The 23,244-nt window shown below is 60.5% G+C and carries 19 protein-coding genes and 1 pseudogene; 11 read left to right on the forward strand and 9 right to left on the reverse strand.

Annotated features, from left to right (window positions below):
- Positions 1 to 359 precede the first annotated feature (359 nt).
- On the reverse strand, positions 360 to 695 hold the full coding sequence (locus U1708_RS06250; RefSeq protein ID WP_332743833.1) for a hypothetical protein: 336 nt from the start codon (positions 693 to 695) through the stop codon (positions 360 to 362).
- 679 nt (positions 696 to 1,374) lie between these two features.
- On the opposite strand from U1708_RS06250, the gene U1708_RS06255 reads away from it, so the two are divergent.
- The 7 genes from U1708_RS06255 to U1708_RS06285 all read left to right on the forward strand — a co-directional run bounded on the left by U1708_RS06255 (position 1,375) and on the right by U1708_RS06285 (position 8,274).
- Positions 1,375 to 1,842, forward strand: a complete 468-nt coding sequence (locus tag U1708_RS06255) for a PilZ domain-containing protein (RefSeq protein ID WP_332743836.1) — start codon at positions 1,375 to 1,377, stop codon at positions 1,840 to 1,842.
- Positions 1,843 to 2,205: 363 nt separating this feature from the next.
- Positions 2,206 to 2,733, forward strand: coding sequence for a transglutaminase-like cysteine peptidase (locus U1708_RS06260; protein WP_332743838.1), 528 nt, complete (start codon positions 2,206 to 2,208; stop codon positions 2,731 to 2,733).
- Positions 2,734 to 2,760: 27 nt separating this feature from the next.
- Positions 2,761 to 3,453 (forward strand): polysaccharide biosynthesis/export family protein, encoded by a 693-nt coding sequence (locus U1708_RS06265; RefSeq protein ID WP_332743840.1) that lies wholly within the window; start codon positions 2,761 to 2,763, stop codon positions 3,451 to 3,453.
- 157 nt (positions 3,454 to 3,610) lie between these two features.
- Positions 3,611 to 4,090: a hypothetical protein gene (locus U1708_RS06270; protein ID WP_332743842.1), complete on the forward strand. Its 480-nt coding sequence runs from the start codon at positions 3,611 to 3,613 to the stop codon at positions 4,088 to 4,090.
- A 40-nt stretch (positions 4,091 to 4,130) separates the two neighbouring features.
- On the forward strand, positions 4,131 to 5,441 hold the full coding sequence (locus U1708_RS06275; protein WP_332743844.1) for an outer membrane beta-barrel protein: 1,311 nt from the start codon (positions 4,131 to 4,133) through the stop codon (positions 5,439 to 5,441).
- A gap of 25 nt (positions 5,442 to 5,466) precedes the next feature.
- Positions 5,467 to 7,626 carry a GumC family protein gene (locus tag U1708_RS06280; RefSeq protein ID WP_332743847.1) on the forward strand — a complete coding sequence of 720 codons (2,160 nt, stop codon included), beginning with the start codon at positions 5,467 to 5,469 and terminating at the stop codon, positions 7,624 to 7,626.
- A gap of 51 nt (positions 7,627 to 7,677) precedes the next feature.
- Positions 7,678 to 8,274 (forward strand): hypothetical protein, encoded by a 597-nt coding sequence (locus U1708_RS06285; protein ID WP_332743849.1) that lies wholly within the window; start codon positions 7,678 to 7,680, stop codon positions 8,272 to 8,274.
- Here U1708_RS06285 and U1708_RS06290 read toward each other — a convergent pair.
- From U1708_RS06290 to U1708_RS06320, 7 genes are all read right to left on the reverse strand, one after another.
- Positions 8,267 to 9,511: an O-antigen ligase family protein gene (locus U1708_RS06290; protein WP_332743850.1), complete on the reverse strand. Its 1,245-nt coding sequence runs from the start codon at positions 9,509 to 9,511 to the stop codon at positions 8,267 to 8,269. The genes U1708_RS06285 and U1708_RS06290 overlap by 8 nt on opposite strands.
- 40 nt (positions 9,512 to 9,551) lie before the next feature.
- The gene (locus U1708_RS06295; RefSeq protein ID WP_332743851.1) at positions 9,552 to 10,634 is read right to left on the reverse strand and encodes a glycosyltransferase family 4 protein; all 1,083 of its coding nucleotides are present in this window, start codon (positions 10,632 to 10,634) and stop codon (positions 9,552 to 9,554) included.
- Positions 10,635 to 10,881: 247 nt separating this feature from the next.
- Entirely contained in the window at positions 10,882 to 11,922 is a 1,041-nt protein-coding gene (locus U1708_RS06300; RefSeq protein WP_332743853.1) for a glycosyltransferase, read from the reverse strand.
- 101 nt (positions 11,923 to 12,023) lie between these two features.
- On the reverse strand, positions 12,024 to 12,896 hold the full coding sequence (locus U1708_RS06305) for a glycosyltransferase family 2 protein (protein WP_332743855.1): 873 nt from the start codon (positions 12,894 to 12,896) through the stop codon (positions 12,024 to 12,026).
- A gap of 131 nt (positions 12,897 to 13,027) precedes the next feature.
- Entirely contained in the window at positions 13,028 to 14,200 is a 1,173-nt protein-coding gene (locus U1708_RS06310) for a glycosyltransferase (RefSeq protein WP_332743857.1), read from the reverse strand.
- The gene (locus U1708_RS06315) at positions 14,197 to 14,850 is read right to left on the reverse strand and encodes a sugar transferase (RefSeq protein ID WP_332743859.1); all 654 of its coding nucleotides are present in this window, start codon (positions 14,848 to 14,850) and stop codon (positions 14,197 to 14,199) included. Before U1708_RS06315 ends, U1708_RS06310 begins: the two co-directional genes overlap by 4 nt.
- A 184-nt stretch (positions 14,851 to 15,034) precedes the next feature.
- Positions 15,035 to 15,985 carry a cell wall hydrolase gene (locus U1708_RS06320; protein ID WP_332743861.1) on the reverse strand — a complete coding sequence of 317 codons (951 nt, stop codon included), beginning with the start codon at positions 15,983 to 15,985 and terminating at the stop codon, positions 15,035 to 15,037.
- A 331-nt stretch (positions 15,986 to 16,316) separates the two neighbouring features.
- On the opposite strand from U1708_RS06320, the gene U1708_RS06325 reads away from it, so the two are divergent.
- From U1708_RS06325 to U1708_RS06335, 3 genes are all read left to right on the forward strand, one after another.
- Positions 16,317 to 17,750 (forward strand): hypothetical protein, encoded by a 1,434-nt coding sequence (locus tag U1708_RS06325; RefSeq protein ID WP_332743863.1) that lies wholly within the window; start codon positions 16,317 to 16,319, stop codon positions 17,748 to 17,750.
- A gap of 205 nt (positions 17,751 to 17,955) precedes the next feature.
- Positions 17,956 to 18,279 (forward strand): hypothetical protein, encoded by a 324-nt coding sequence (locus tag U1708_RS06330; protein ID WP_332743866.1) that lies wholly within the window; start codon positions 17,956 to 17,958, stop codon positions 18,277 to 18,279.
- Between the two features lie 12 nt (positions 18,280 to 18,291).
- Positions 18,292 to 19,839, forward strand: a complete 1,548-nt coding sequence (locus U1708_RS06335; RefSeq protein ID WP_332743868.1) for a lipopolysaccharide biosynthesis protein — start codon at positions 18,292 to 18,294, stop codon at positions 19,837 to 19,839.
- A 67-nt stretch (positions 19,840 to 19,906) separates the two neighbouring features.
- Here U1708_RS06335 and U1708_RS06340 read toward each other — a convergent pair whose 3' ends face one another.
- Positions 19,907 to 20,860 carry a beta-1,6-N-acetylglucosaminyltransferase gene (locus U1708_RS06340; RefSeq protein ID WP_332743870.1) on the reverse strand — a complete coding sequence of 318 codons (954 nt, stop codon included), beginning with the start codon at positions 20,858 to 20,860 and terminating at the stop codon, positions 19,907 to 19,909.
- 1,558 nt (positions 20,861 to 22,418) lie between these two features.
- On the opposite strand from U1708_RS06340, the pseudogene galE reads away from it, so the two are divergent.
- Positions 22,419 to 23,179, forward strand: a pseudogene (galE, locus tag U1708_RS06345) (UDP-glucose 4-epimerase GalE); the annotation flags it as partial.
- Positions 23,180 to 23,244: the final 65 nt, after the last annotated feature.

Genomic DNA, 23,244 nt, shown 5'->3' on the forward strand with positions numbered 1-23,244 from the left:
TATGGATTTTTAGCCGCAATCGGGACCGACTCTTTGATATGCCCCTCTTGGAACCCGGCCATCCACTCCGCGAACGCTATCGAGCCTTGAATGTATCGACAATCGGACATAGACCCTCCCTCGAGGGCGATGTCTTCTCCTTCGATGAAGTATCGCGAGGCTCGCATCGGATGGTCTGACTTAGGCTGGCCGTTCATACCGCGGTTATGTACGACGAGCCCCCGCTGCCAAGAGGGCATCACACCGCACGTGTCCCGGAATGGAACTCCCTGTCGACCTCGATCGCGCTCTATCCTCGTTGGAGAGAGGTGACGACGGGGCTCGGTTTCTCAACTTAGAATCGCATCATCACATCGTGATCAGTCCGAACCGTTCTTCTCGATAATATACTCGAGAACCCTGCTGGGTAATGGATGCGCGAAGTCGATACCTATCGCCGTCGGGCTAGTCCACGCGACCCAACCCTGCACGTCCGTGAAATTCGGTATCGCTATTCGAACGAACGTTCCGACCGCTACGCCAAGGCTGGTTTCGATACGGCAGCCGCGATCGGTGCAATCCGTTATCTTTACCGAGCGCGACTCAAGTTGATCGGCCGCGACGGAGGCATCCCAATCCACCACGATACGGATCGAGCTTCGCTGATCTTGCCCCGTCCACCCCGGAGCGGCGAGTTTGAACGATCGTACTGTCATCATGAATCCCTTGCACGGGCTACCCACGCGGTTTTGGGGAGGCTGTAGCAACCTGTCGGCTGACGGACTGGACGCCTGCAGCAGATCACGTGACGTCTTGCGCTAAGATAACCAGAGTTCAGCCGAGCAAGGCCCGCAACTCGGTCCGTATCGAAACGTCGCTGAATAGACCGTAGCCTGTTTCAAGCCCCTCCTGTCGCAGTAGCACAAGGACCTCGTAAATGCTGGTCGCCATACCGCTCTGCGCGATCTCGAATGCTCGTCTAAGTATCGTCATCCCGCCGTCATAGTCCAAAAGCGTTAAGCATTAATGATAACCACATCCGCGTCGTTCCGCGTCATCACGTCGCGCACCACCCCGCCCCCAAATCGCATTTCGAGCAGCCGTTACGCCCCCAGGGCCACCGCGACGGGGCGCCAACTCGCCCGCACTCACGACTCGCTGCACCTTATCCTCAATCAGTTTCTCGATCGTGAATACCCTCACCCGCCTCGTCGGCGCCTCGCTGCTAGAGCGAAATGATGAGAGGGCGACCCAGCCGGTCGACGTCGCTACATTCGAAGCGAAGCGGAAACGCATCAGCCCTGCGCCTACATCGCCGACACTGTTTTCGCCGCTAGCATTTACGCAATCTTCATTCTAGCATGGTGAATAGCGTTAACGGCTTCAGGTGATACCATGGCAATAAACGCAAAACTCATCAATGACGTCCGCACCGCCGAGCGCTTCCCGGTGGAACTGGATGCCACCGTGCGCAACGCGGCAGAGCTGCCCTCCGATGTGGTGATCGAGGATCTTTCCGCGACCGGCTTTCGCATGGTCGGCGGCCCGCATATGGAAATAGGCTCGACGGTATCGATCGGCTTTGCCGGCATCGGGGTGCGGTCCGCGCGACTGGTGCGGCATGATGAAGGCAGTTACGCCTGCGAGTTGCATCAGCCCTTGAGCGCGTCCGAGCTGTCCGCCGCCCTCAACGCGACGCCCATCGAGCCGATCATGTTCCCGAAGACGCCGAGCAAGACCTGGCTGGCCGACGCGCCCGAGCCTTATGTCGAGGGCTATTCTCCCAAGACCAAGCTGGCGCTGGCGATCGTCATGCCCGCTACACTATGGGCGGTCATTGCCGGTATCTACTGGGCGAGCTGACTATCCACTTCGTGACTAGGGGCTGTCATGTTCGCGGCGAAGGCGGCGGCCTGCTCCGTCATGAGGCGGTGAACGCGACGATTTGAAGTCCTGCGAGTCCAGCGCCCATTCCCAGGCGTCGACGTTGGACGAATGCGGCCTGCGACAAATGCTCGTCCAGTATTGGACGAACCAGGCCCCCCTCAAAGTCCATAACGACCCCTACCCGAACCGCGATCGCCAGTAAGTTTCCTGGCGATCCCGCGCTTTTCGGAAGCGCGATTTAGCATTTCTCAAGACTTTGTCTGCAAAGCTCGATTCCGTGGCAAGGCGGAGTGCGATATGCGGTGGACAAGTATTCGGCTGATTGGCGTGGCGGCCCTGATGGCGCCCCTACCCGCAGCGGCGGCGATCGATCCCTTTCTCACGCCCCGGCAGCAAATCGCAGCACCCAACGGCTTCGTCGTCATGTGCCGCACGCAAGCCGATGCCTGCAGCGACGTCGTGGGCGCATCGACAGCGACCGCGGATCGCTGGGAAACCCTTCTCCGCCGCGTGAACCGCCGCGTTAATCGTCACGTCCGGCAGGTGTCGGACGTGACGCGCTTCGGTCAACGCGATCTGTGGCGCGCCAGCGGCATCGCCCGCGGCGCCGTTGGCGATTGCGAGGATATAGCCCTCGAGAAACGCAGGCTGCTGATCGCTGCGGGGGCGCCGGCCGATCGCCTGTTCCTGGCGGTGGCCTATGGACGAGGCGGTGTCGGACTCCACCTCGTCCTGATCGCACGGACCGATCGTGGCGACGTCGTGCTCGACAGCCGCTCTTCGTCGATCACGCCCTGGTCGAACGCGCCCTACACCTGGATCGCGATGCAGTCGGCGATTCGTCCGGAAACTTGGTTCAGCGTCTGATCATCAATTCCCTGTTAGGCCAAAGGGATGATGACCTATCGCCATGATCGAGCATTGCCGCGTGATACGCTGTTCTGTAAGACGATCCAAACAACCAGAGGCCAAACCTTGAAGACCTTCCTGCTGCCTTTCCTCTGCTTGGCTCTTGCTCCGGTGTCGACCGGGGCGACGGCACAGATGGTACCCGTATCGCCGGGAACGATCACCGGTGCGCCGCAGTCGGCCACGGCCTTGCCGGTCGCGGGGCTGTCCAAGGTCGACAGCGACTATCGACTCGGCGTTGCCGACAAAGTGCGCATTATCGTGTTCGACGAGCCGACATTGTCGGGCGAGTTCCTCGTCAACGCCAATGGCAGCCTCTCGATGCCGCTTATCGGCGACGTACCCGTGGCAGGCCTGACCGCCTCGGTCGTCACAGAGTCCATTCGCAAGCTTCTGGCCGACGGGTTTCTCAAGGATCCCCAGGTCAGTATCGATATCCTGACCTTCCGCCCGTTCTATATCCTGGGAGAGGTCAACAAGCCTGGCGAATACCGCTATTCCAGCGGGCTGACGGTGTTCAATGCCGTCGCCACCGCAGAGGGCTTCACCTACCGTGCGAACAAGAAGAAGGTCGTGATCAAGCACGCCGGCGAAACCGAGGAAACCAAGCAAAAGCTCACGCCAAATCTTCAGGTTCGGCCCGGCGACACGATTCGTATCCAAGAGCGCCTATTTTAATTCGTCTCCCGAGGCAGCGTAAGGCGTACGCCTCGGGATAAGACGCGGCGAAAAACAAAACCGTACCATTTTCGGACACCCGATTTCCGGCCAACCTCCTGCATTGCCTGGGTTCTTAGCGCGTGCAATAGAGCCGGCAAAAGAGGGGAACCCTGATATGAGCACTAACCGTTTTTGGGCGATCAGCCTGGTTGCCCTTTGCGCAAGTTCGCTTTCGGTAGTTGCAGACGCGGCGCCGCAGCCACAAACTCGTACGGCTACGGCCGGCGATGCGTCCAAGGCCAAGTCCTACGGTCTGGAGAACCCGGAAGTTCGCCGTGGCTATGAGGTGATCCTCGCTGCGATCGCCTCGGTGCCTGCGCAAACCGGCAAGCGTACGCAATATCAGGCGCAGATCGCCTACGCGCTGGATCAGGCGCTGCTCGATTGCCCGACCACGCTGGCGGCGCTCGATATGGCATCGCGTCAGCCCGGTTTTGCCCGGCCGACATATGGCGCCCTGCGTGATGTCATCACCGCGGCTGCCCGATGTGACGTCAACGGCATCGCGCAGATCGACGGCGGCCCGGCAGGCCTGCGACTCGGCACCGGACCTGGTACGGGCTTCGGGGGCGGTAGTTCCAATTACGGAAGCTGATGCAGCCGTAACTATTGGTTCTAATGGGGAATAAAATATCATGAAGCTCAACGCGACATGGGCCGCAGGGGCACTTCTGGCGGGACTGTTCACGGGGTTCGGGTCGGGAACGTCCGAGGCCCAGACGGTCGATGAAAATCTCATCACGCCCAACCTGCCACTGGAGTTCGATCGCGGTCGCAATGTCGGCGTGCTTCAGCGTGAGCGGCCTGAATATCAGGCGGTCGGCGTCCGGCTGTTGAACTTCACGTTCTACCCAAGAGTGGAAGCCGGCATCGGCTATACGGACAACGCTTACCAGATCAGCGGCGGATCGGTCAGCGATGGCTTTGCAACGATCTCGCCCTCGGTAACTGCGAGCAGTAACTGGGCGGTCAACCAGCTCACCTTGGACGCGACGTATCGCGCCAAGCGGTTCTTCAGCGAAACTCCGCGCAACGAGGATAATTACAGCGTCGGCGCCAATGGCCGACTCGATGTTACCCGCAGCTTTACCCTGGATACGCAGCTGCGCACGGCGCGCAACACGGAGCCCCGTGCTTCGGCTGCCTCGCCGCAAGATGCGGCAGAAGCCGTGCAGTACCGGCAGACCAGCGGGGGCATCGGCGCCACGTTCAGCGGCGCAAAAGTCCGGGGCCAGGTAAACGCGAACTTTGACAGACTGTCGTTCGACGACGTTCGCACCTTCGCGGGCGGTACCCTCGATCAGAATAATCGTGACCAGACGGTATTGCGGGTCACTGGCCGCGGCGAGTTCGCGATCTCGCCCGATACTTCGTTGTTCGCGCAGGTCGGCCATACCGACACGCAATATGATCAGCCACTCGCCTTCCGCATCCCCAACCGTGATTCGAAGGAAATCAACCTTCTGGGCGGGGCGACCTTCGATCTGTCGGCGCTGATCCGCGGGGCCGTCGGCGTGGGCTATGTCGATCGACGCTATAATGCGCCGATCTACAGGGATCTGTCGGGTTTCGCGACCGAAGCGAAGATAGAGTATTTTCCGTCACAACTCACGACCCTCGGCGTCACCGTCCGTCGGACGGTGCAGGACAGCTATTTCTTCAACTCCAGCGGCTATTTCGCCACCGCTGGCGCAGTCCGCGTCGATCACGAATTGCTGCGCAACCTGTTGCTGAACGCGCAGGTCGCCTACGAGGTCGACGATTTCACCGAGAATGCCGGCTCCATCAAGATTTTCCGCGTGAGTGGCGGTGGCCGGTATCTGCTCAGCCGCAGGTTCGGCTTCGGCTTCGTCATCGGCCACGACAAGCGTTCGGGAACCGGCGACATCGCGACCAACACGTTCAACGAGACGCGGGCATTGATTTCTGTCATCGTTCAACGATAATTTTTGCCGAGGGCGTTTCTAACTCATGAACGTACAGCCTGTGGGCGGTGATACCGCGCCGGTCAGCCGCTTCGATCAGTCGCGGCACATGGAACGACGTCCCGTCACGTTGGGTTCGCTGGGCGACGCGATTCGGCGGCGCTGGTGGGTGGTCGCGGCCAGTGCGATCACGCTGTTCATCCTTGCGATCGCGATCAGCCTGCTGCTGACGCCCAAGTATGACGCCTTTACCAAGGTGCGGATCATTCCCAACGGTCAGCCCGCGCTGGGCACCGAGGGTAGCGACCGGCCGCTCGACACGACCGCGGTGAACACCGAGGTGACGGTGATCGGCTCGCGCAACGTCGCCCGCAAGGTCGTTACCGACCTTGGTCTCTACCGCGATCCGGAGTTCGCGCCCGTCAAGGACGGCACCGTCGCGCCATCACGCGACGAGGCTATCGACGCGGCGACGACCAGCGTGATCAACACGCTCAACATCGGCCGAAACGAAAAAAGCTATGTGGTCACGATCGGCTTCCGCTCACCGGATCCGGTCAAGGCTGCGCGAATCGCCAACGCGATTGCGGAGACGTATGTCGCCGGCACCGCCGACGCGCTCGCCGACAACGCTTCTCGCCAGTCCGCTTCGATCGAGGGCCGTCTGCGTGAGCTTGGGTCGGAGGTAGAGACCGCCGATCGTCAGCTCGCCCAGTATCGCATCCAGAGCGGCATTTCGAAGGGCGGCGCCGGTGGCACCATTACCGATCAGCAGATCGGTCCGCTTTCCTCGCAGCTTGCTACGGCGGATTCGGAGGCCGCTGCCGCCCAGTCCAATGTGTCGGTCGCCGAACGCCAGATCGCCACGGGCGGTACGGAGGCAGTGTCGGCAGTGCTATCGTCGACGGTGATCGCCGACCTGCGTCGCCAGCGCGCCGAGGCCGAGAAGCGTAGCGCCGAACTGAGCGCCAAATACGGTCTGCGATTCCCGCTGGTGCTGCAAGTCAGCAAGCAGATCGACTCGCTCGACAGTCAGATCCGACAGGAGGCCCAGCGCATCATCGGTGGGCTTCGCAGCGAGGCGGCTGCGGCGCGGGCTCGTGCAGACAGCTTGCGTGGCCAGCTTAGTGTTCTGAAGGGCGCGATAGCGCGGGATGACCGGGCTTCGGTTTCTGCCAGCAGCCTCGAGCGCAATGCCGAGGCCAAGCGGACCGCCTACACGCGTCTTGCCCAGGCTGCTCAGCAGAACAGTCAGGCCGCACGTCTGTCGCAGCCTCAGGCGGACATCGTCGAGAATGCGACGATCCCGCTCCGCCCCAGCTTCCCCAACATCAAGGCTGCCGGCGCATCGGGATTGTTGCTCGGCCTGGCCCTGGGCATCGGCGGCGTATTGCTGGCCGAGGGCATGCAGTCGAGCATCCGTAAACCGGAGGACGTCGAGGTTCTGCTCGGGGTGCCGTTCATAACGGCCGTGCCGCTGTTGCGGAAGAAGGGGCGCTTCTTCTCGCGCAAGGCCGTCAACCCGGCTGGTACGTTGCTGTCGAACCCGATGACGATCTATGCAGAGGCATTCCGTACGATACGCGGCCATATCGTCGGCAACGGCCAGCGCGCGCCGCTGCGGGTGATCGCACTCGCCTCCACCCTGCCGGGCGAGGGCAAGACGACCAGCTCGCTGTCGCTGGCCAGGGTGATGGCGCTGAGCGGCGACAAGGTGCTCCTGGTCGACATGGACGTTCGCCGCGCCGGCCTCGCGCGCGCGCTACAGCTCAACACATCGGCCGGGCTGGTCGAAGTGCTGGCCGGCACCGCGACGCTCGACGATGCGATCGTCGACGATCAGGTTCCGGGCCTGAAACTGCTCCCGGTTCGCCAGCCTACCTTCTCGGCCGAGGATCTCTTCGGCGGCGGCGCCATCGACGAACTGTTGGCCAAGCTGAAGGGTGAATTTGACTATGTACTCCTCGACACCCCCCCCATGCTAGGCATCGCCGACGCACGAACGCTCGCAACCAAGGTCGATGGCGTATTGCTGCTGATCAAGTGGAATTCCACGCCGATTCCGGTAATCGACGCGGCATTGGCAGGCTTGGAACAGGACGGCGCGGCGGTGATCGGCGCAGCCTTGACTATGGTCGACCCGAATTCCGAAGCAATGGGCGCTCATTACTACTCCGCTCACTACTCTGCGTATTACCAGAACTAAACGCGAGCTCGGCAGGTGATCGGCCGGCTCAAATATGCCAGTTTGGCAGTCATGACCGTCGCCGCTGCCGTATCTACGCTCGATATGATCCGGGGGCGGCGGGTGGAGGCGGTCCGTGCGGTATTCGCCAGCCCGTCGCGGATGGGGCGGGATCAGTTGCTCGCCAACTGGGAACGTCACCGCGGAAATGAACAAACGACTTTGGCTACAGCCACGCCGCCGGAAGCTCTCGCGCTGGCGGCGTTGTGGATCGATCAGGCGGCAGCCTCGCCACCGCCGCTCCAGAAACGGGCGCTCGCATATGCCGACACTCTGCTCGCAGAAGTGCAGCACGACAGGCCGCAAGCACCGGGCACCTCGTTGCTCAAGGTCCGCACCGACCTGGTGCGGTACGGGCAGCCGGGGCGATCAACGGTCGCTGCATTCGCGCGGAGCTATGACCAGGCCGGCTTCCTCCGTGATGAGGGGATGTGGCGCCTCGCCTTTGCGGCTATTTATTGGCGCGCTTTACCGGACAGGACTCGTACGGCTGCAGTGAACGAGGCCGTGTGGCTGGCTCGTGTCGACGGGCGACAGCGTATCGCGGTCGAGCAACTGGTGGCCGGCACCCCCCTCGCGCTGCCAGTCGCGTTTCGCCTGATCAGCTGACGTCGGGTGATCGCGCCGGCCTCCCTCCCCACAGCACCCCTAATAGCACACAACTCAAGGCGCCGATCGCCGGCACGTTCCATGCGATGTCGACCATGGATGCGCCCGCTGCAACGCCTAGAGCGCCGATCAACCCGATGTCTTCCACCCGCCACGCGCGTCGTGCAACGTTCACGCCTATGACGGCGACTCCGGCACCCAGCATGAGTAAAGCTGGCCATCCCGCCTCCAACGCAATTTGAAGAGGTGCGTTATGCGCGGCGCCAAAGCTCCAGAAACGTAGCGCCGTCGCGGGGGCAAGGCGTGCTTGATTGAGCTCAAAGAAACTGCCGGGTCCCCACCCCCACAGCGGCGAATCCATCGAGTAACTCCAATACGTCGTGATGATATCCCAGCGCGACAGACTATCGATCGGCAGCGCCCGGTAGCGGGGGAACAGTGCTTCCCCGCCGACATACGCTACCCCGATGATCACCAATCCCAGCGGCAGGGCGAACTTTGCAGCCTGTTGCGTGCGGCCTGAATGCGACGCAGCACGACGTTGCCAGATCACTGCGATCATGATCATTGCCGCGAGCGTGAGTGTGAACGCAGACCGTGACTGCGTCGCCATGCATAACACCAGCGCCGCGATCAACGGCACCCAGATCAGCCGTGTCAGCCACCCGCGGCAAACCTCCGTTCGACTCAGTATCACTGCCAAGCACAGCGTGGCCGTCATCCCGAAATAGGTACCCGCCGCGTTCCAATTCCCGATGGTAGCGGCAAACCGCCCCTGCCCTGCGCCAGCGAGGAACTGCCAGGGTAGCGGGGTGAGGATCACGGAAACAGCATAACACCCACCAGCAGCAGCCAACCATACCAGCAAAGGTCGGACGTCGCGAAGACGGTAGGTTACGGCGCAGGCGGCCATAACGAGAGACACTTGGCTGATCGCTTCGGCCAACGCTGGCATCAGCCGGTCCGGCGCAGGGTTGGCCGGGACATCCAGCGCAGTTGCGACCCCGATCGGCATCAGCCAAGGAAGTCCCGCCCACAACAACGCGGCGCAAAACAGTATCAGCGGCGCCCGCATCCGCACCCAGATGCGCGACGAGGGCTTGACAGCCAGTAGGATCATCCCGGCGACCAGCACATTGACCAACGCCGCGGCGGGGCGCGTCGCCCAATCATTGCTGCCCCCCGCTGCTATCTCAAGCGTGATCGTCGCGGCGAGCAGAGGGGGTGCCCAGCGCATGCCTCGCCAATACAGGGCGATAGCGGTCTGAGCCATGGCGTTAAGCTGTACGGGGCGCGGCAAACCGCTTGATTGTCTCTACTATGCGCCGCCCTGCCGCGTCCCACGTGAACTGGTCGCTTTGCAGGCGGCCAGCCTCGACCAATCGTTCGCGCAGGCCCGGCTCGTCACGTATGCGGAGGATGGCGTCCTTCCAAGCATCGGGATCGTGCGGATTGGCGTACAATGCGGCATCCCCGCATACTTCGGGCAACGCGCCGCAGGGAGCAAGTAGCGCCGGGCAGCCGAGCATCATCGCCTCTAGAGGAGGAAGACCGAAGCCTTCGGTCAGCGACGGCATGGCGAAGCACAATGCATCTTCCATCAGCGCACGCATTTGCCCGTCACTGACCTTGCCGGCAAATAGCGTGCCCGGAGGTACTGCAAGCCCTTGTGCGGCAAACTCATCTGCGTCCGCACCCCCGATGAGTACCAGCCGAGTGTGACCCAGCCCACCTCGACCGAACGCACGCAGCAGCACCTGGATATTCTTGTGGTGCTGCGTGTTCGCCAGCGCGAGTACGTATCCCCGGGGGACCAGACCATGCGCTTCATTGACCGTAAGATCGGGCGTGAAACCACGAACATGATCGACGCCGTTGTAGATCACCGTAATCCGATCGGCCGGCGCGACACCAAACTCGACGAGCTGCCGTGCGGAAAATTCGGATACGGTTAAAATCTGAAGGTGGCGTCTCCCGAGGCGCGGCAGGACAAATCGATACCATTGGCGAAAGGCGCGCGAATAGGATGACGGCATGCTGTAGACCTGCGCGTCATGGATCATGGTGATCGCGTGCTTTGACGTGATAGGGGCCATGTTGCACAGGTTCAGCAGCAAGCTTCCCTTGGCGTAGAGCGGCAGTTCGAACTGCTCCCATGCCTGCCCTCGAAGCCGAGCACCGCTCTCCAACGGCAGGCCGCCATCATAGTCCTTTGCGCTATCACCGGGGCAGCGCACCGTGATGCCCTTGTCGAACAAATGGTCGAGCTGATCGGCGTGTTTTACAACCTGATGCAGTAACTCGCGCGCTACGCGTTGAACGCCGGTTGGTTTTGCCGCCAAAAAGCGACCATTGATCATGAGGCTTTGATAAGAGTGCATAGCCTCAGCGCCACCCGGCCGTGGCACGCATCGGCGCCGTTGGTAGGCAGTTCAGCATTTCAGGTTCAAAATTGGCATAGTGCATATTCCAGGAAGCCACAGCAACTAGTCGCCGAAGAGCATTACCGATATCCATGGAGCGTATCCATTCGATCTTGCCGTGGATACACTCGGGTCACAGCACTCTTCTCTCCATGACGATGCTGTATCGGCTCCGATCGCTACTCTAGCTGATGATTTCATCATACACGTCCAGCGTCGATTTCGCCATAACTGCAACCGTAAGGCCTTCTGTATCGGCGCTCGAAGCGGCACGATAGCGTGCGAGCAGAGCCGGATCGTTGATCAACGACAATAGCGCAGCAGCCATGGCAGCCGGATCAGCAGGCGGGACCAATATCCCATGGTCAGCCCCCCCCACGGCCTCCGGCAACCCATCGACGTCCGTCGTGACCAGCGCGCAACCCATCTCACGAGCCTCGGACACCACAAGGCCAAACGGCTCGCGCAACGATGCCAATGCGAAGATATCCACCTCGGCCAGCACCTCCCGTGGGTCCCCTATATGCCCGGTGAAATGGATCGAGGCCCCCGCCCCGCTGTCGGCCGCCCGCTGTTCGTAGGCCGCGCGAAACGGCCCGTCGCCGACGATATACAGATGAGCAGCAGGGCATTGACGGTGCACGATGGCGAACGCGTCAATGAGATGATCGACTCCCTTCCGCGGGTGCAGACCGCACACGGTGGCGATTGCCGGACGAGACAAGGTGGTGCGTTGCTCCGGCACGGCCGGGCGCCTCGCACCACCGATCGTGCCGTTGTGTACGATCCTCAGCTTGCTCGCCGCGACCCCGAACCCTCGCATTTCATCATACACCGACTTGCTGACCGCGATGACCCGGTCACCGACCCTCATGAGCGGCGCTTGCCGATCGAATGAATTATGAACGGTCGTGACCAACTTGTAGCCCGACGTCCACGCGACCAACCGCGCTGCGATAGCGGCGGTAACCATATGGGCATTGACGATATCGGGGCGGATACGTCGCATTACCGGGAGCAGCGACCTTGCCATGGTGAGCATACGCAAGGGGAAAAGCCCGCGAGCGTCGGGAACGTCGATCTTGGTTACACCGTTGCGGACCAACACATCGTCAAAGTCGCCACGTCCCGATACCAAATATACTTTGTGCCCCAATGCCGCCTGCGCGCATGCCAGATCGATCGCTACGGCGACATGTCCATTGGCCTGAAGCGTATGATTCAAGTAATGTACTATTATCATTTGATCGCTTCACAAATTGGAATTTGTCTAGATATAGAAAAGGTTACGCTGGCACATCTGGCTTGGCGATCAACGCCCGTGCATTACATCTCGAGTATGCGTTCGGGCTTATCTTTTCTTTTCAAGACATCGGCAATTGCCAGCCAATTACCCTCTACCCGACCCTTCCGATCTACCCACGGCTCGGGGCGCAAAGCCTTGAGGTGGTTGATAAGCATATTGCGGGTCAGGTTCAGCAAACCCTTACCTACAGGCATGGTCCCTTTTCGCATCAGATATGCGATATTAGCCACCTGTGAATATCCGAGTTTTCTACCCGAGGTGCGTCCGCCTTTCGCGCCTTGATGCACGCCGGTGAACAAGTTGCTCGTCATGATTTGCTCAGGCCGAGCGACCCTGCGCGAGAAATCGACGTCCTCTTGCCAGCCATAGAGCGGCAACCTCTCATCAAACTGCTCGCCCGAAAGGGCCGATGCTCGATAAGCCATATTGCACCCGTAAGCGCCGGCCAAAGGCTCGAAACTGGGCGCCTGCCAGCGGTGCCGTTGGTCGAAATCGTCAACCATCTTCCGTGCATCGGCATAGGAGATGCCCGCCGAGTTGATCCCGTCCGCAAGCAGCAGGCCGCTCACGGCCACCAGATTTGGCTGCTCGGTAAACGCACGAACGATACCCTCCAAGCAATACCGCGAAGGAACGTAGTCGTCGTCGAAGAACGCAATAATATCTGGGTTCGTGGTCAAAGCCGCCATGCCTGCATTACGCTGGGTCGTAAGACCTCCACGGCCTGTAATCACACGAGCGGATGGATCGGCAAAGTCATCGGGCAAATCGCTCGCCCGGGCAACTGAATACACCAACTCGCTCGGGGTGAGCGTCTGGTCGGCACAATGCTGCACCCACCGCCCGGCCTCGACGGGGCGACCAACAGTGGCAATGATGACAGCAACTTTCATATTTCCACCCCTAAAGAACACCCGCTCAGGTGTCATGTGGATCCCGTGCAGTCCGCAGGGATAGCTTACCGATCAACGGACGCTACGACGATACCCGACAAACTACTCGTCGGTCACGCCGCCCGGCTTGGCTAGTCAGCGGCATTGCCCTCAGCGCCGTCGCCGAACACCCGGCGGGTGGCCACCTTTACCGCCGCCGAGAAGCCCTCGACGAACCGCGCTCTCGTGAAATTTTGCGCCTGAAGGATCGCCGCGGCTGGATCGAATCCGGGCAACCAGATGTCGAACCGATCCAGCGTTTCCATCACCGCCTCGGCTGTCTGCTCGGGGATGTACAGGCCCGTAACGCCATCGACGACCGTCTCGGTTCCGCCACCGCGGCCATAGACCAGCACCGGACGTCCCGCCGCCTGGGACTCGACGGGAATGATCCCGAAATCCTCCTCGGCAGTGAACACCAGAGCGCGCGCGGTCGCGTAGGCTTCGCGCAACTGATCGAATTTCATCCGCGTCGTGAACCGGATATTGGGTCCGGCGCGTTTCTTGAGGTCCGCGAGCATCGATCCGTCGCCGATGACATGGAGCTTGCGCCCGGATCGGGTGAATGCGTCCACGGCGATGTCCGGGCGCTTATACGGCACGAGCTGCCCGACCCAGATGAACTCGTCGGACACCGCATCACTCTGATGGAATTGTTCGACATCGACCGGCGGGTAGACCACCGTCGCCTCACGCCCCCAAAATTTGCGGATACGACGACGTATGAAATGGCTATTCGCCATGATCAGGTCGGGGCGACTGGCGCTTGCCTGGTCCCAGATCCGCAGCCGCGGCGCGACCTTGGACAAGAACAGCTTGGCCCCGCGCCCACCCGCACCGACATATGCGTGATACTGGTCCCAGATGTAGCGCATGGGCGAGTGACAGTAGGTGACATGCACCGCATCGGGGCGGGTAATCACCCCCTTGGCGGGCCCTGCTTCGCAACTGATGACAAGATCATAGGCGCTGAGATCCAGCTCCTCGAGCGCACGTGGCATCAGCGCCAGATATTTCTGGTAATGTTTCCGCGCACCCGGAAGCTTGGCAATGCTCGTCGTAAAGATACGGTGCCTTTTCAGCACTTGCGACAGAGCGTCATGGTCGACGACATGGGTAAAGATATCCGCGTCCGGATAGAGCTCGCATATGCGCTCGAGCACCCGCTCGCCCCCCCGCATGGTGACCAGCCAATAATGGATGATCGCAACGCGCGGCACAGCGGTAGGATGCGCTGCAACACTGTCGGAAATCTGGACCGTCATCGCGAACCGCGCGCGGCCAACACCGCCGGAATAGTCATAAGCATAATCTTGAAATTCAGTCCGATCGAACGATGACGCGAATACGCGACGTCGAGCGCGACCCGCCGTCGATAGGTCGTATCGCTGCGGCCGCTGACCTGCCACAGACCGGTGATACCCGGCTTCACACGGCAATAATCGCCGAACCAACGCCCATAGCGGGCGATTTCTGCATGCACGATCGGCCGCGGGCCGACCGCGCTCATGGTGCCGTTGATCAGGTTGAAGAACTGAGGCAGCTCGTCAAAGCTACTCTTACGCAAGAAACGGCCTACCGAAGTAATGCGAGGGTCGCTCCGCAGTTTGTGATCGCGCGCCCATTCGAGGCGGGCAGCAGGATCCTCCTCGAGCAAGCGAGCGAGCCGCTCTTGCGCGTCTACGACCATGGTCCGGAACTTGAAGCACGCGAAGCTCTTGCCGTTCAGGCCGATCCGCTGTTGCACGAAAAATATAGGTCCCGGGTTCGACGCATAAATTATGATCGCCAGCGCGATCATCAAAGGACCGAAAATAAGGATCGCCACGATACCGATCGTCAGATCGAGTAGACGCAGCACAGGCTCGCGCTTGCTGCTACGATCGTCGACGGCCGAATTTGGTACGAATGACACAGAGGGCTGCACAGTCGTCATACAAGCCCTTTTTCTTCATTAGCCATCTTGATCGATGTCGCGTTGCGACGCCGCCTGTCGGATACCATAACCGACATGCGCGGATAGCCCCATAAAGATATACATTTCCTGAATTTAGACACTTCGCCGAAGCGATTTTTCCCAGGTTTTGCGGATTCCAACATCATTGCCCCGAGACAAGCGGCAAGTTCGGATTACGGTTCCGTCGTACCGGAAACATCGAGCGGGGTGACTTATCAACGGGCGCGACGGCAGCAGATTGATCGTTGGCCGAACCGCCCGACTGACGGAGATCGCCTGCCCTGACCGCATCTAAACCAGCCTGGCCCGATATTGGCGACCCGCCGGCTGAAGCAGCGTCGGACGCCACCGTCGCAGCGGACGCATTGCTTGGCTTAGACGGCAGCTGCACCGGGTCTGGCAGGGGTGCGACATCGGCAACCGCTGCAGGCAACGGCTCCAATGGGGGCACCTTGGGGATCACATCATAGCTATAGGTGGTACGCCCGGGCGGACGGTAGAAAACGTGATGGCCGATGATGCCTATCTTGGCGAGTTGCGGCGCCCAGGCAGGGAACACTGCCAGCGTATGATAGTGCGTTGCCTGCCCGACCTCTGCCGATGTCACGCCGTTGAGCACTGAGGTGGCCACAGCCGTGGCTACCGCCAGGCCCGCCGCGCCCGGCACTCGGCGGGTCGAGCCGTCGCACGCGAAGCTGAACTGGCACCCTGTCGGCCGCTCGGCACCCTGATATACGACATCGCAGATGGTCTTGGGGTAGCGTGGGTTGCGCAGCCGATTGAGCACGACCTGGGCAACCGCGCGCTGACCCGCGATCGGCTCGCCGGCCGCCTCGTAATAAACCGCCGTGGCTAGGCACTTGGTCGCACTGGCGAGCTCCGGCCCCAACCATTGCGCGACGAATATGGGCGCAACGGGGTTTGGCCCGGTGCTGACGGGCAGCGCGAGATTGCGCGCCATCGCGTCTTGGGCATCGAGTTTCAGAACCTCGCTTGGCAGAAATCGTTCGATCGGCAGATCGGCACTGGGGTCAGCGTCTTGTGCATCGGCCGGCAGCGCCGACCCCGCGCGGCCTTCGATCGTGCCGTCCATCGTGCGCGTAACACCAGGCCCTTCTTGGGCAATCATCGTCAGCGCCAGGGCCGCCGCCCCCAGCATAAGGACCACTAGTAGGACCCATACCACCGATTTCTGCGCCTGCGACAATCTCACCTGAGAACCTCCGGCGGCGCTAGTATCTGTTTCGCGGTGCTCCGCCTAACCCTGTTTCAGTCCAAATATGGGACATCGACCTGGGTCGTTCCGGTTTTCCGGCCAACCGGCGCGCCCCTAGGGAACCGGTACATCTCGCCTGTTGGTACAAGGTCCGCTATGTGAAAAATTCAACCCGTTGAGATCGGTTTAGCATGATGATGGTCCCGCAATGATAGTGCTGAGCGTGTTTTGGCTTTTGTTCGCCCTCGCCGCCATCATGCCCCTGCAGTGGAGCCTCACACTGCTGTTCGTGTCGTTGCCGTTCGGCTCCATGACCGTATTGCCCGGGTCGATCACGATCCTGCCGTATGTAGCCCTGTCTCCGCTCGTAGTTATCAAGGTCCTCCTGACTACACGTAATCTGACCAACCTGTGGGACGGCCTGTTCAACTGGAAGAGGCTTGGCTTTCTTACCGCCTTCATCATCGTCGGACTGATCATTACCTATTCGGCACCGTATCTCTTCCACGGCGCGCCGGTTATGGAACTAACGACAGCACGCCCGGCGCCGCTCGCGTTCACCTCGGGCAACATCACCCAGCCCTTGTACCTGACGATGTCATTCGTGTTATGCGTTGCCCTGTACATTTTGTTCTTGTCCCCAACCGGCCCCGCGATGCTTTCGTCCGCGCTTCTCGCTGGCGCGACAATGGCGGTAGCGTCGGGGCTCTTGGACATGGCGACGGCAGGCACCGCACTTCTGGCGCCTCTGCGCACCGCGTCATACGCCATCATGGAAGGGGCGGAAGTCGTCAACAGTCGGCGCGTAATCGGCTTCAATACCGAGGCATCGACTTTCGGGGCCATGGTCCTGTCCTTCGCCGCCATCCTGATCTTCATGTCACCAGCGTCGTGGGCGAGTAGTAAGCCGTCCTGGATGCAGAGGGGTTTGATCGGCGCCTTGCTCCTGATGACGGTCCTCTCGACGAGTTCGTCAGCCTATTTGGGCTTGATTACCCTATTCCTGATGTACCTGCTTCGCCTCACTCTCTTGCTGGTCACGCCACGGACGGGTCTTGATCGGCGTCAATCGACGTCGTCACTCGTGGCGCTGATCATGGCGGTATTGCTCGGATGTGCGTATGTCGCAGCACGTCCCGCTATCCTCGATGGTCCGATAGCCATTGTTAACAACACGCTGCTGGAAAAGGGCGGCAGTGATTCCGCCGATGAGCGCTCATCCTGGAATCGCGTCAGTCTACAAGGCTTCACGGCTACCGGCGGTTACGGCGTTGGAGTCGGCTCCACCCGTACCTCGAGCTGGGTCGTGGCGGTGTTGAGCAGCACCGGGGTGCTCGGTGCGCTGCTGCTGCTGGCCTTCCTCGCACGCGGATTTTTCGCGTACCTGCCCCGTACCGACCTGGTGATCCGCTTTTCCGCCATTGGAGCACGCTACGCGTTTTTGATCGTGCTGATCCCTGCTGCCGTTGCGGGCACGCTGGTGGACTTCGGCATCTTCAACGCGCTGTTTTTTGCGTTAATGGCTGCGGCGCCGAAACTGCTTGGCGACGCCCGGGCACAAGCTGCGCAGCCACGATCGCCTCGCTACGGACTCAGGTCGCAGCGACTGGCAACACGAGGGCGCCGGATGCAAAGATCCTGATGGCGCCCGTGGCAGAGTAAACGGGCAACTACGACCACAGCCCTATGCTGAAGCTGCCGTGGCAAGCCTCACAGGAACACCGAGAAGCCTTGCCATCGAATATCTTGGGCCGCGATCCACTAAAGGGTCTTGCGAGCTTTACTGTCTAAAAGCATGCCACTGACATCGTCGGCAAACGGAGTGCGTTGAAATGCAACCGAAAGGCTTGATCAAAGGCGACAACTGCGATGGCGCGACGACGCGCATTATGTTGCGTCCAAGGTCCGAGTTGCGCGCCGACGACCGTCGGGCCGAGGCGGTGGAACTCAACCGTGTTGGCGCAACCGGGACGGTCGCCCGCTGGGTTGATCAATTAACAGCACGGATTGGCCATGGCCGCACCGATCAGCGCGCCTTACGTCATCGAATCGGCTTGGCTAATGGCCCTGTTCATCAGTATGAGCTTGTTTTTCTTCAGCTACCGTATCCAATGATGGTCTCGCACGGTTGCTCGTGCACTGAGCCGTTCCAGGTGCGAACTGCGCCCTAACGGATTTCCGGCATGTCGAGTGTACCCCCTACCGGACCTGAAACTTTAGAAGGAAATCCCACCGGTGTTACGGGAACGGTGCCTGCCACGCAGCGCACCGCGTTAGCGTCTGTCTCTCTGATAGGCGCGCGATTGGTCAGTCGCGGCATCGATTTTGTGTCCCTGTTGATCCTCGCACGGCTGCTGACTCCCGCGGATTTTGGCGTCGTCGCCGTCGCGATGAGTCTTATCCTGATCGTTGAGGCAGTATTTGAACTGCCGGTTGGGCAGGTTCTACTGGTCGAGAAGTCGGTCAACCGGGGCTTACTCGATACGGCTTTCACCCTGAGCATCTTACGCGGGGTAGTGCTGGCCATGCTGGTCGGAGCAGTCGCTTGGCCATTTGCGATTTTTTACCAGGATCCCCGCCTGTTGCCGCTCATTTGCGCTCTGGCTTTGGCGCCCGCCGCGCGCGGTATCCAGAACCCGAACATGATCGTGTATGACCGCGCGCTCGATTTTAAACGCCAAATTTCAATCGACGTAACCAGCAAGGTCGTCTCTTGCCTGCTTTCCGGCCTACTCGCCTATTTCACGCGCAGCTATTGGGCGCTGGCAGGCGGTACCGTCCTGACGCCGTTGCTCTCGTTGATGATGTCGTTCGCGCTGGTGCCGTATCGGCCCCGTCTTACGCTGGTAGAATGGCGGCTCTTCAGCGGCTTTCTCGGCTGGCTGAGCGCCGGTCAGATATTCTCCGCGCTGACTTGGCAGGTCGACCGCCTGGTACTCGGTTGGGCGATGAGCAAGCCTGAGGTCGGGCGCTTCACCATCGCAGACAACCTGTCGGCGCTACCCACCCAGATTCTATTGAACCCTGTGGTCGGGCCATTGTCGGTATCGCTCAGTCAGGTCCGCGACGACGAACAGAGGCTTCAACGTGCCTATCTAAAGCTGATGAGCATTGTCGCGATGGTTGGCTTTCCTGCGTTGACGGGACTTGCCCTGCTGGCCGACCCGTTCGTCCGCGTCGCGCTCGGCCCTGCGTGGGGCAATGCGGGAGAGATCCTGCGGTGGCTGGCGTTGGCAGCTATCCCCGGCTTGATGTGGACGCCCTTCAATACGCTGGCGCTAGCGACCAAGCGCTCATGGCTGATTTTCAGTCGCCAAGTGTTCGATTTTATCGTCAAGGTCCCTGCTGCGATCGGCCTCATCCTTACCTTCGGGTTGATCGGCGCCTGTATGGCGCGCGGCATCGCCACCACGGTTATCGGCATTGCCAGCCTGTTTGCCGCCCGCAAGATCACTGCCATTCCCATCAGGGCCCAGTTGCAAGCGATTGCACGTCCGGCATTGGGTACGGGCATTATGACCGCGCTACTGTTCTGGCCGGTGACTCACTTGTTTACGAGTTCCGGGCTTCCCTTGACGCTGGTGATAATGGCAGGGCTAGGCCTGGTAGGAGGCATTATTTACCTGAGTTCATTGGGTATATTGTGGAAGGCCGCGGGATCACCGGACGGAGGTGAAACATTCCTCTTTTCGTCGCTAGCTCATATACGCTCGGCAGGGCGCCGAAAGTAGATCAGCTATTTGGGTCCAACCTCTGCGAGCTTTTTGTCGGCCAACGGTGAAAGGCCGATCGATGGGCTTAGTCTGACAAAGCCGCCTTATCGAAGACGTCTAATGCCGCCTGAGAACGACTCGATGACAATTTGCGGGTAAACAGCTTTTCCCCTCGCGAGGCCAGGATCGCTGTCGCATCCTCGGAGGTGGTGATCGGCACCTTGGGCGTCAGGACATGAACATTGCTATAGGCGAACGGGCCGCCGATCTTCGAAATATCCACATACGGTTCGATTGGTGACGCCTGATCGACGTACGGCGAGTTTTCCACCAACGTATGCAGGAAGATTTCGTCAGGACCGAACGCTGGGCGAAGGAAGTCGGTAAGGCGGCGATCGTTGTCCGCCTTTTCCACGCAATACGCAGCGCACTCGCGCGTGAGCGCTACCCAATTGGAACCCGCGGCAAACCGAACGCCTTTCGGCAGACGGCGGGGTAACAGCCTCAACATCCGCTCGAGTACGAACAATGGACGACGTTTCCAAGTGAATCGGTCAGCCCATTCACGAAAGAAGCGACCACGAATTCTCCAGGTCTGATGGCTGTCATTCGACGACATCAGGTCAAACCGACGGATGAATTGCTGCCTCGGTCGTTTCCGGAAAAAATCGAGGATTTCGCGGTTTGACGCCAATGGGTAATCGGCGCCCGAGATTACCACGAAATGGGTACAGCGTTCGTCCGTAGCGGCAAGCGCCGCCTTGAACGTCAACAGGGTGGATCTGCACTGGCTGAATCCAGCCCATTTCACATGGATTCGGTCAGCGACGAAATGGACGTTCGGCAGGGTCCGGACCTGCTCCTCGAACTGGGCCAGTGGCGACCTTTTATCGAGATGAACAAAGGCTGCTGCGTCTGGGTGGCTCAACCGATGCATCAGGCGGCCGAACAGTTGCGGGTCGCCGTGAGCTAGAACGATATAGGCAATGCTGACGGACGGTTTGGTTGCCGGTCCGTCCAAAAACATGTCGTCAGTCATAACGTACCTCGTCAGGCGGCGCTGGTGATTGCACCACGCCTGTAACCGACGAGGGGATTGAGACAACGTCTAAAATCGGTTCTGGGAGACAGAAGCGTCGACTAATCAGACGCTTACGATCAGTGGCATGCCCAGCCGCGCAGTTCGTACGACACTAACTCTGTATCCAGCAAGGTACGGCACCGTAACGACATCAAAACACCAGCCGAATATCGCGGGAGCACTTCAACTCCGACGAGCTACGGCTAGGAACCGCGCCATAGGGTGACCAAGCTAGCCGCAATTATGGGATTGTTTGAGGGCCGGGAAGGTCAGAACATACCCCAACAAGCTCTGCGAATACGTGGGGAACGTTGTCCTTTGGACAACGCTCTCCCGGACGGGATCGACGCGTAGGCTATGGCAAACCGGTCCTCTTCGATCTCAGGCGGCCCTAACGTTTTATCGTCAACCGCCCAACGTCAAATCCGCTCATTGGCAATGGCCGATTTTGACAGATGGCCCTTATAACGAGGGTCCGGGAACTACAAGACAACCACGCCGATGACCGCCCAAAGCGCTAAACTCATCGGCAATGCCAGCAACACGCCATGGGCACCATACCGGTGCCAATTACGGGTCTTTGGCACGTTGCGACCGGACGCCGATGCGAAACCAGCTATGTGTGATGCCATCTTTCCTCTCCATTGCGCCTTTATGGCTCTGAAGAGATAAATGGTTAACGCGGCGACGGTTTGCAACAACGTTCAAGCCAAATAGTGCAAATTCATCGCTGAACCGGCGTTCCTCCTTACGGCCTGGAGGCTCCTTTGGGGCCTGCCGCCAAGGCACAATGCCCTGCGCAGATCGTCAAACCATCGCTTCGAAGCATCCTGCCGCTGGATACACCGACACGGTCCGATACCGGATGATTAAGACCCGCTTCCAAGTCGATACCAGACTCCAGCCAGGGACAAGGCGGGCCTGTCCTACTCTCGGAAGTAGTTGCGCATGCCAGAGCGCCGCTGACGGCGGCGACGACGACGCCACCACAGTCCCACGCTTCCCAGCAGGATGGCCGCACAAACGCCGAACAAAATGCAAGCAACCAGCAGGCGATCACTTGGTGACATTAATCCCCTCCCGGTGGCGAATAACGAATCAGGAACGGCCGAGGAGAGACCACGCCCACTGACAATCTTTCAACTGGCAACCAGGCGACAATTCGCACTGCCATCCTGGCGTGGCAAGAGCCAATGCCATCCCTTTAACGATGAATGATCACAACTCTACCCCAAGTGAAGGATTCTCGTGCAGCGACGGATTCTGGTCGATGTTGGCCATAGGTGACCCCGGCCGCCGCCATCTGCTGAGGGGTTTCAGCAGACCGTTTTTGATCTTAGCCTCGCAAGCTGACTCTCTGATGACAGCCTGCCGGCTGCGACAAAATGCGTTGAGTTTGCCCGTTGTGTCGTTGCTCGTACGCTGAAACATCGTCCCCATACGTATGAGACGCCGTTCAGCTTAACGTCCGGGCGCCTCCGCAAGCCCCCCCTCGCGATGGCAAACTCCATACTGCGACCCGCTCAAATATTACCGCAACAACACCGCCGCCAGCCGCGCGCTAATCGAGAGCGCGATCGTCGAGGGCGTGCCGCACTTCATCTTCTCGTCGAAGGCCGCGACGTACGGCACGCCCGAGAAGGTGCCGATCGCGGAAGGCGATCCGACCTTGCCGATCAATCCGTATGGCATGTCGAAGCTGATGACGGAGGCGATGCTGCGCGACGTCGCGGCGGCGCACCCGATGAACTACGCGGCGCTGCGCTACTTCAACGTGGCGGGTGCGGATCCGAAGGGGCGAAGTGGGCAGTGGGCAGTCGACGGTCGGCGCGACTCACCTGATCAAGATCGCGGTCGAGGCGGCGACTGGCAAGCGTAGTCATGTCGGCGTCTACGGCACCGACTTCGACACCCCCGACGGCACCGGCGCGCGATTACATCCACGTCACCGACCTCGCCGCCGCGTATGTCGCAGCGCTAGAAGTGTTGGTCGCCGACCCTGCCAAGAGCCACACGCTCAACGCGGGGTACGGCAAGGGCTTTTCGGTGCTGGAGGTTCTTGACGCGGTCGACAAGGTTACGAACATGACGATCGAACGTCGGCTGGAAGGGCGTCGCGCGGGCGATCCGGCGACGCTGATCTCGGACAATCGTGCTATCCTGGCATCACTCGACTGGACGCCCCGCCACGCAGACCTCGACGGCATCGTGCGAGACGCGCTTGCCTGGGAACGCAGAATCGATGACGGCGCCGTTCGGGCACGTCCAAAGAGGTAGCTTTGCCAAGCTGCACAGAGGCTTCGGCTGGACGGCAGCCAACATGACTGCCGAACAGAAATAAA

This window comes from Sphingomonas arabinosi (assembly GCF_036663715.1).
Taxonomy (GTDB): Bacteria; Pseudomonadota; Alphaproteobacteria; order Sphingomonadales; family Sphingomonadaceae; genus Sphingomonas.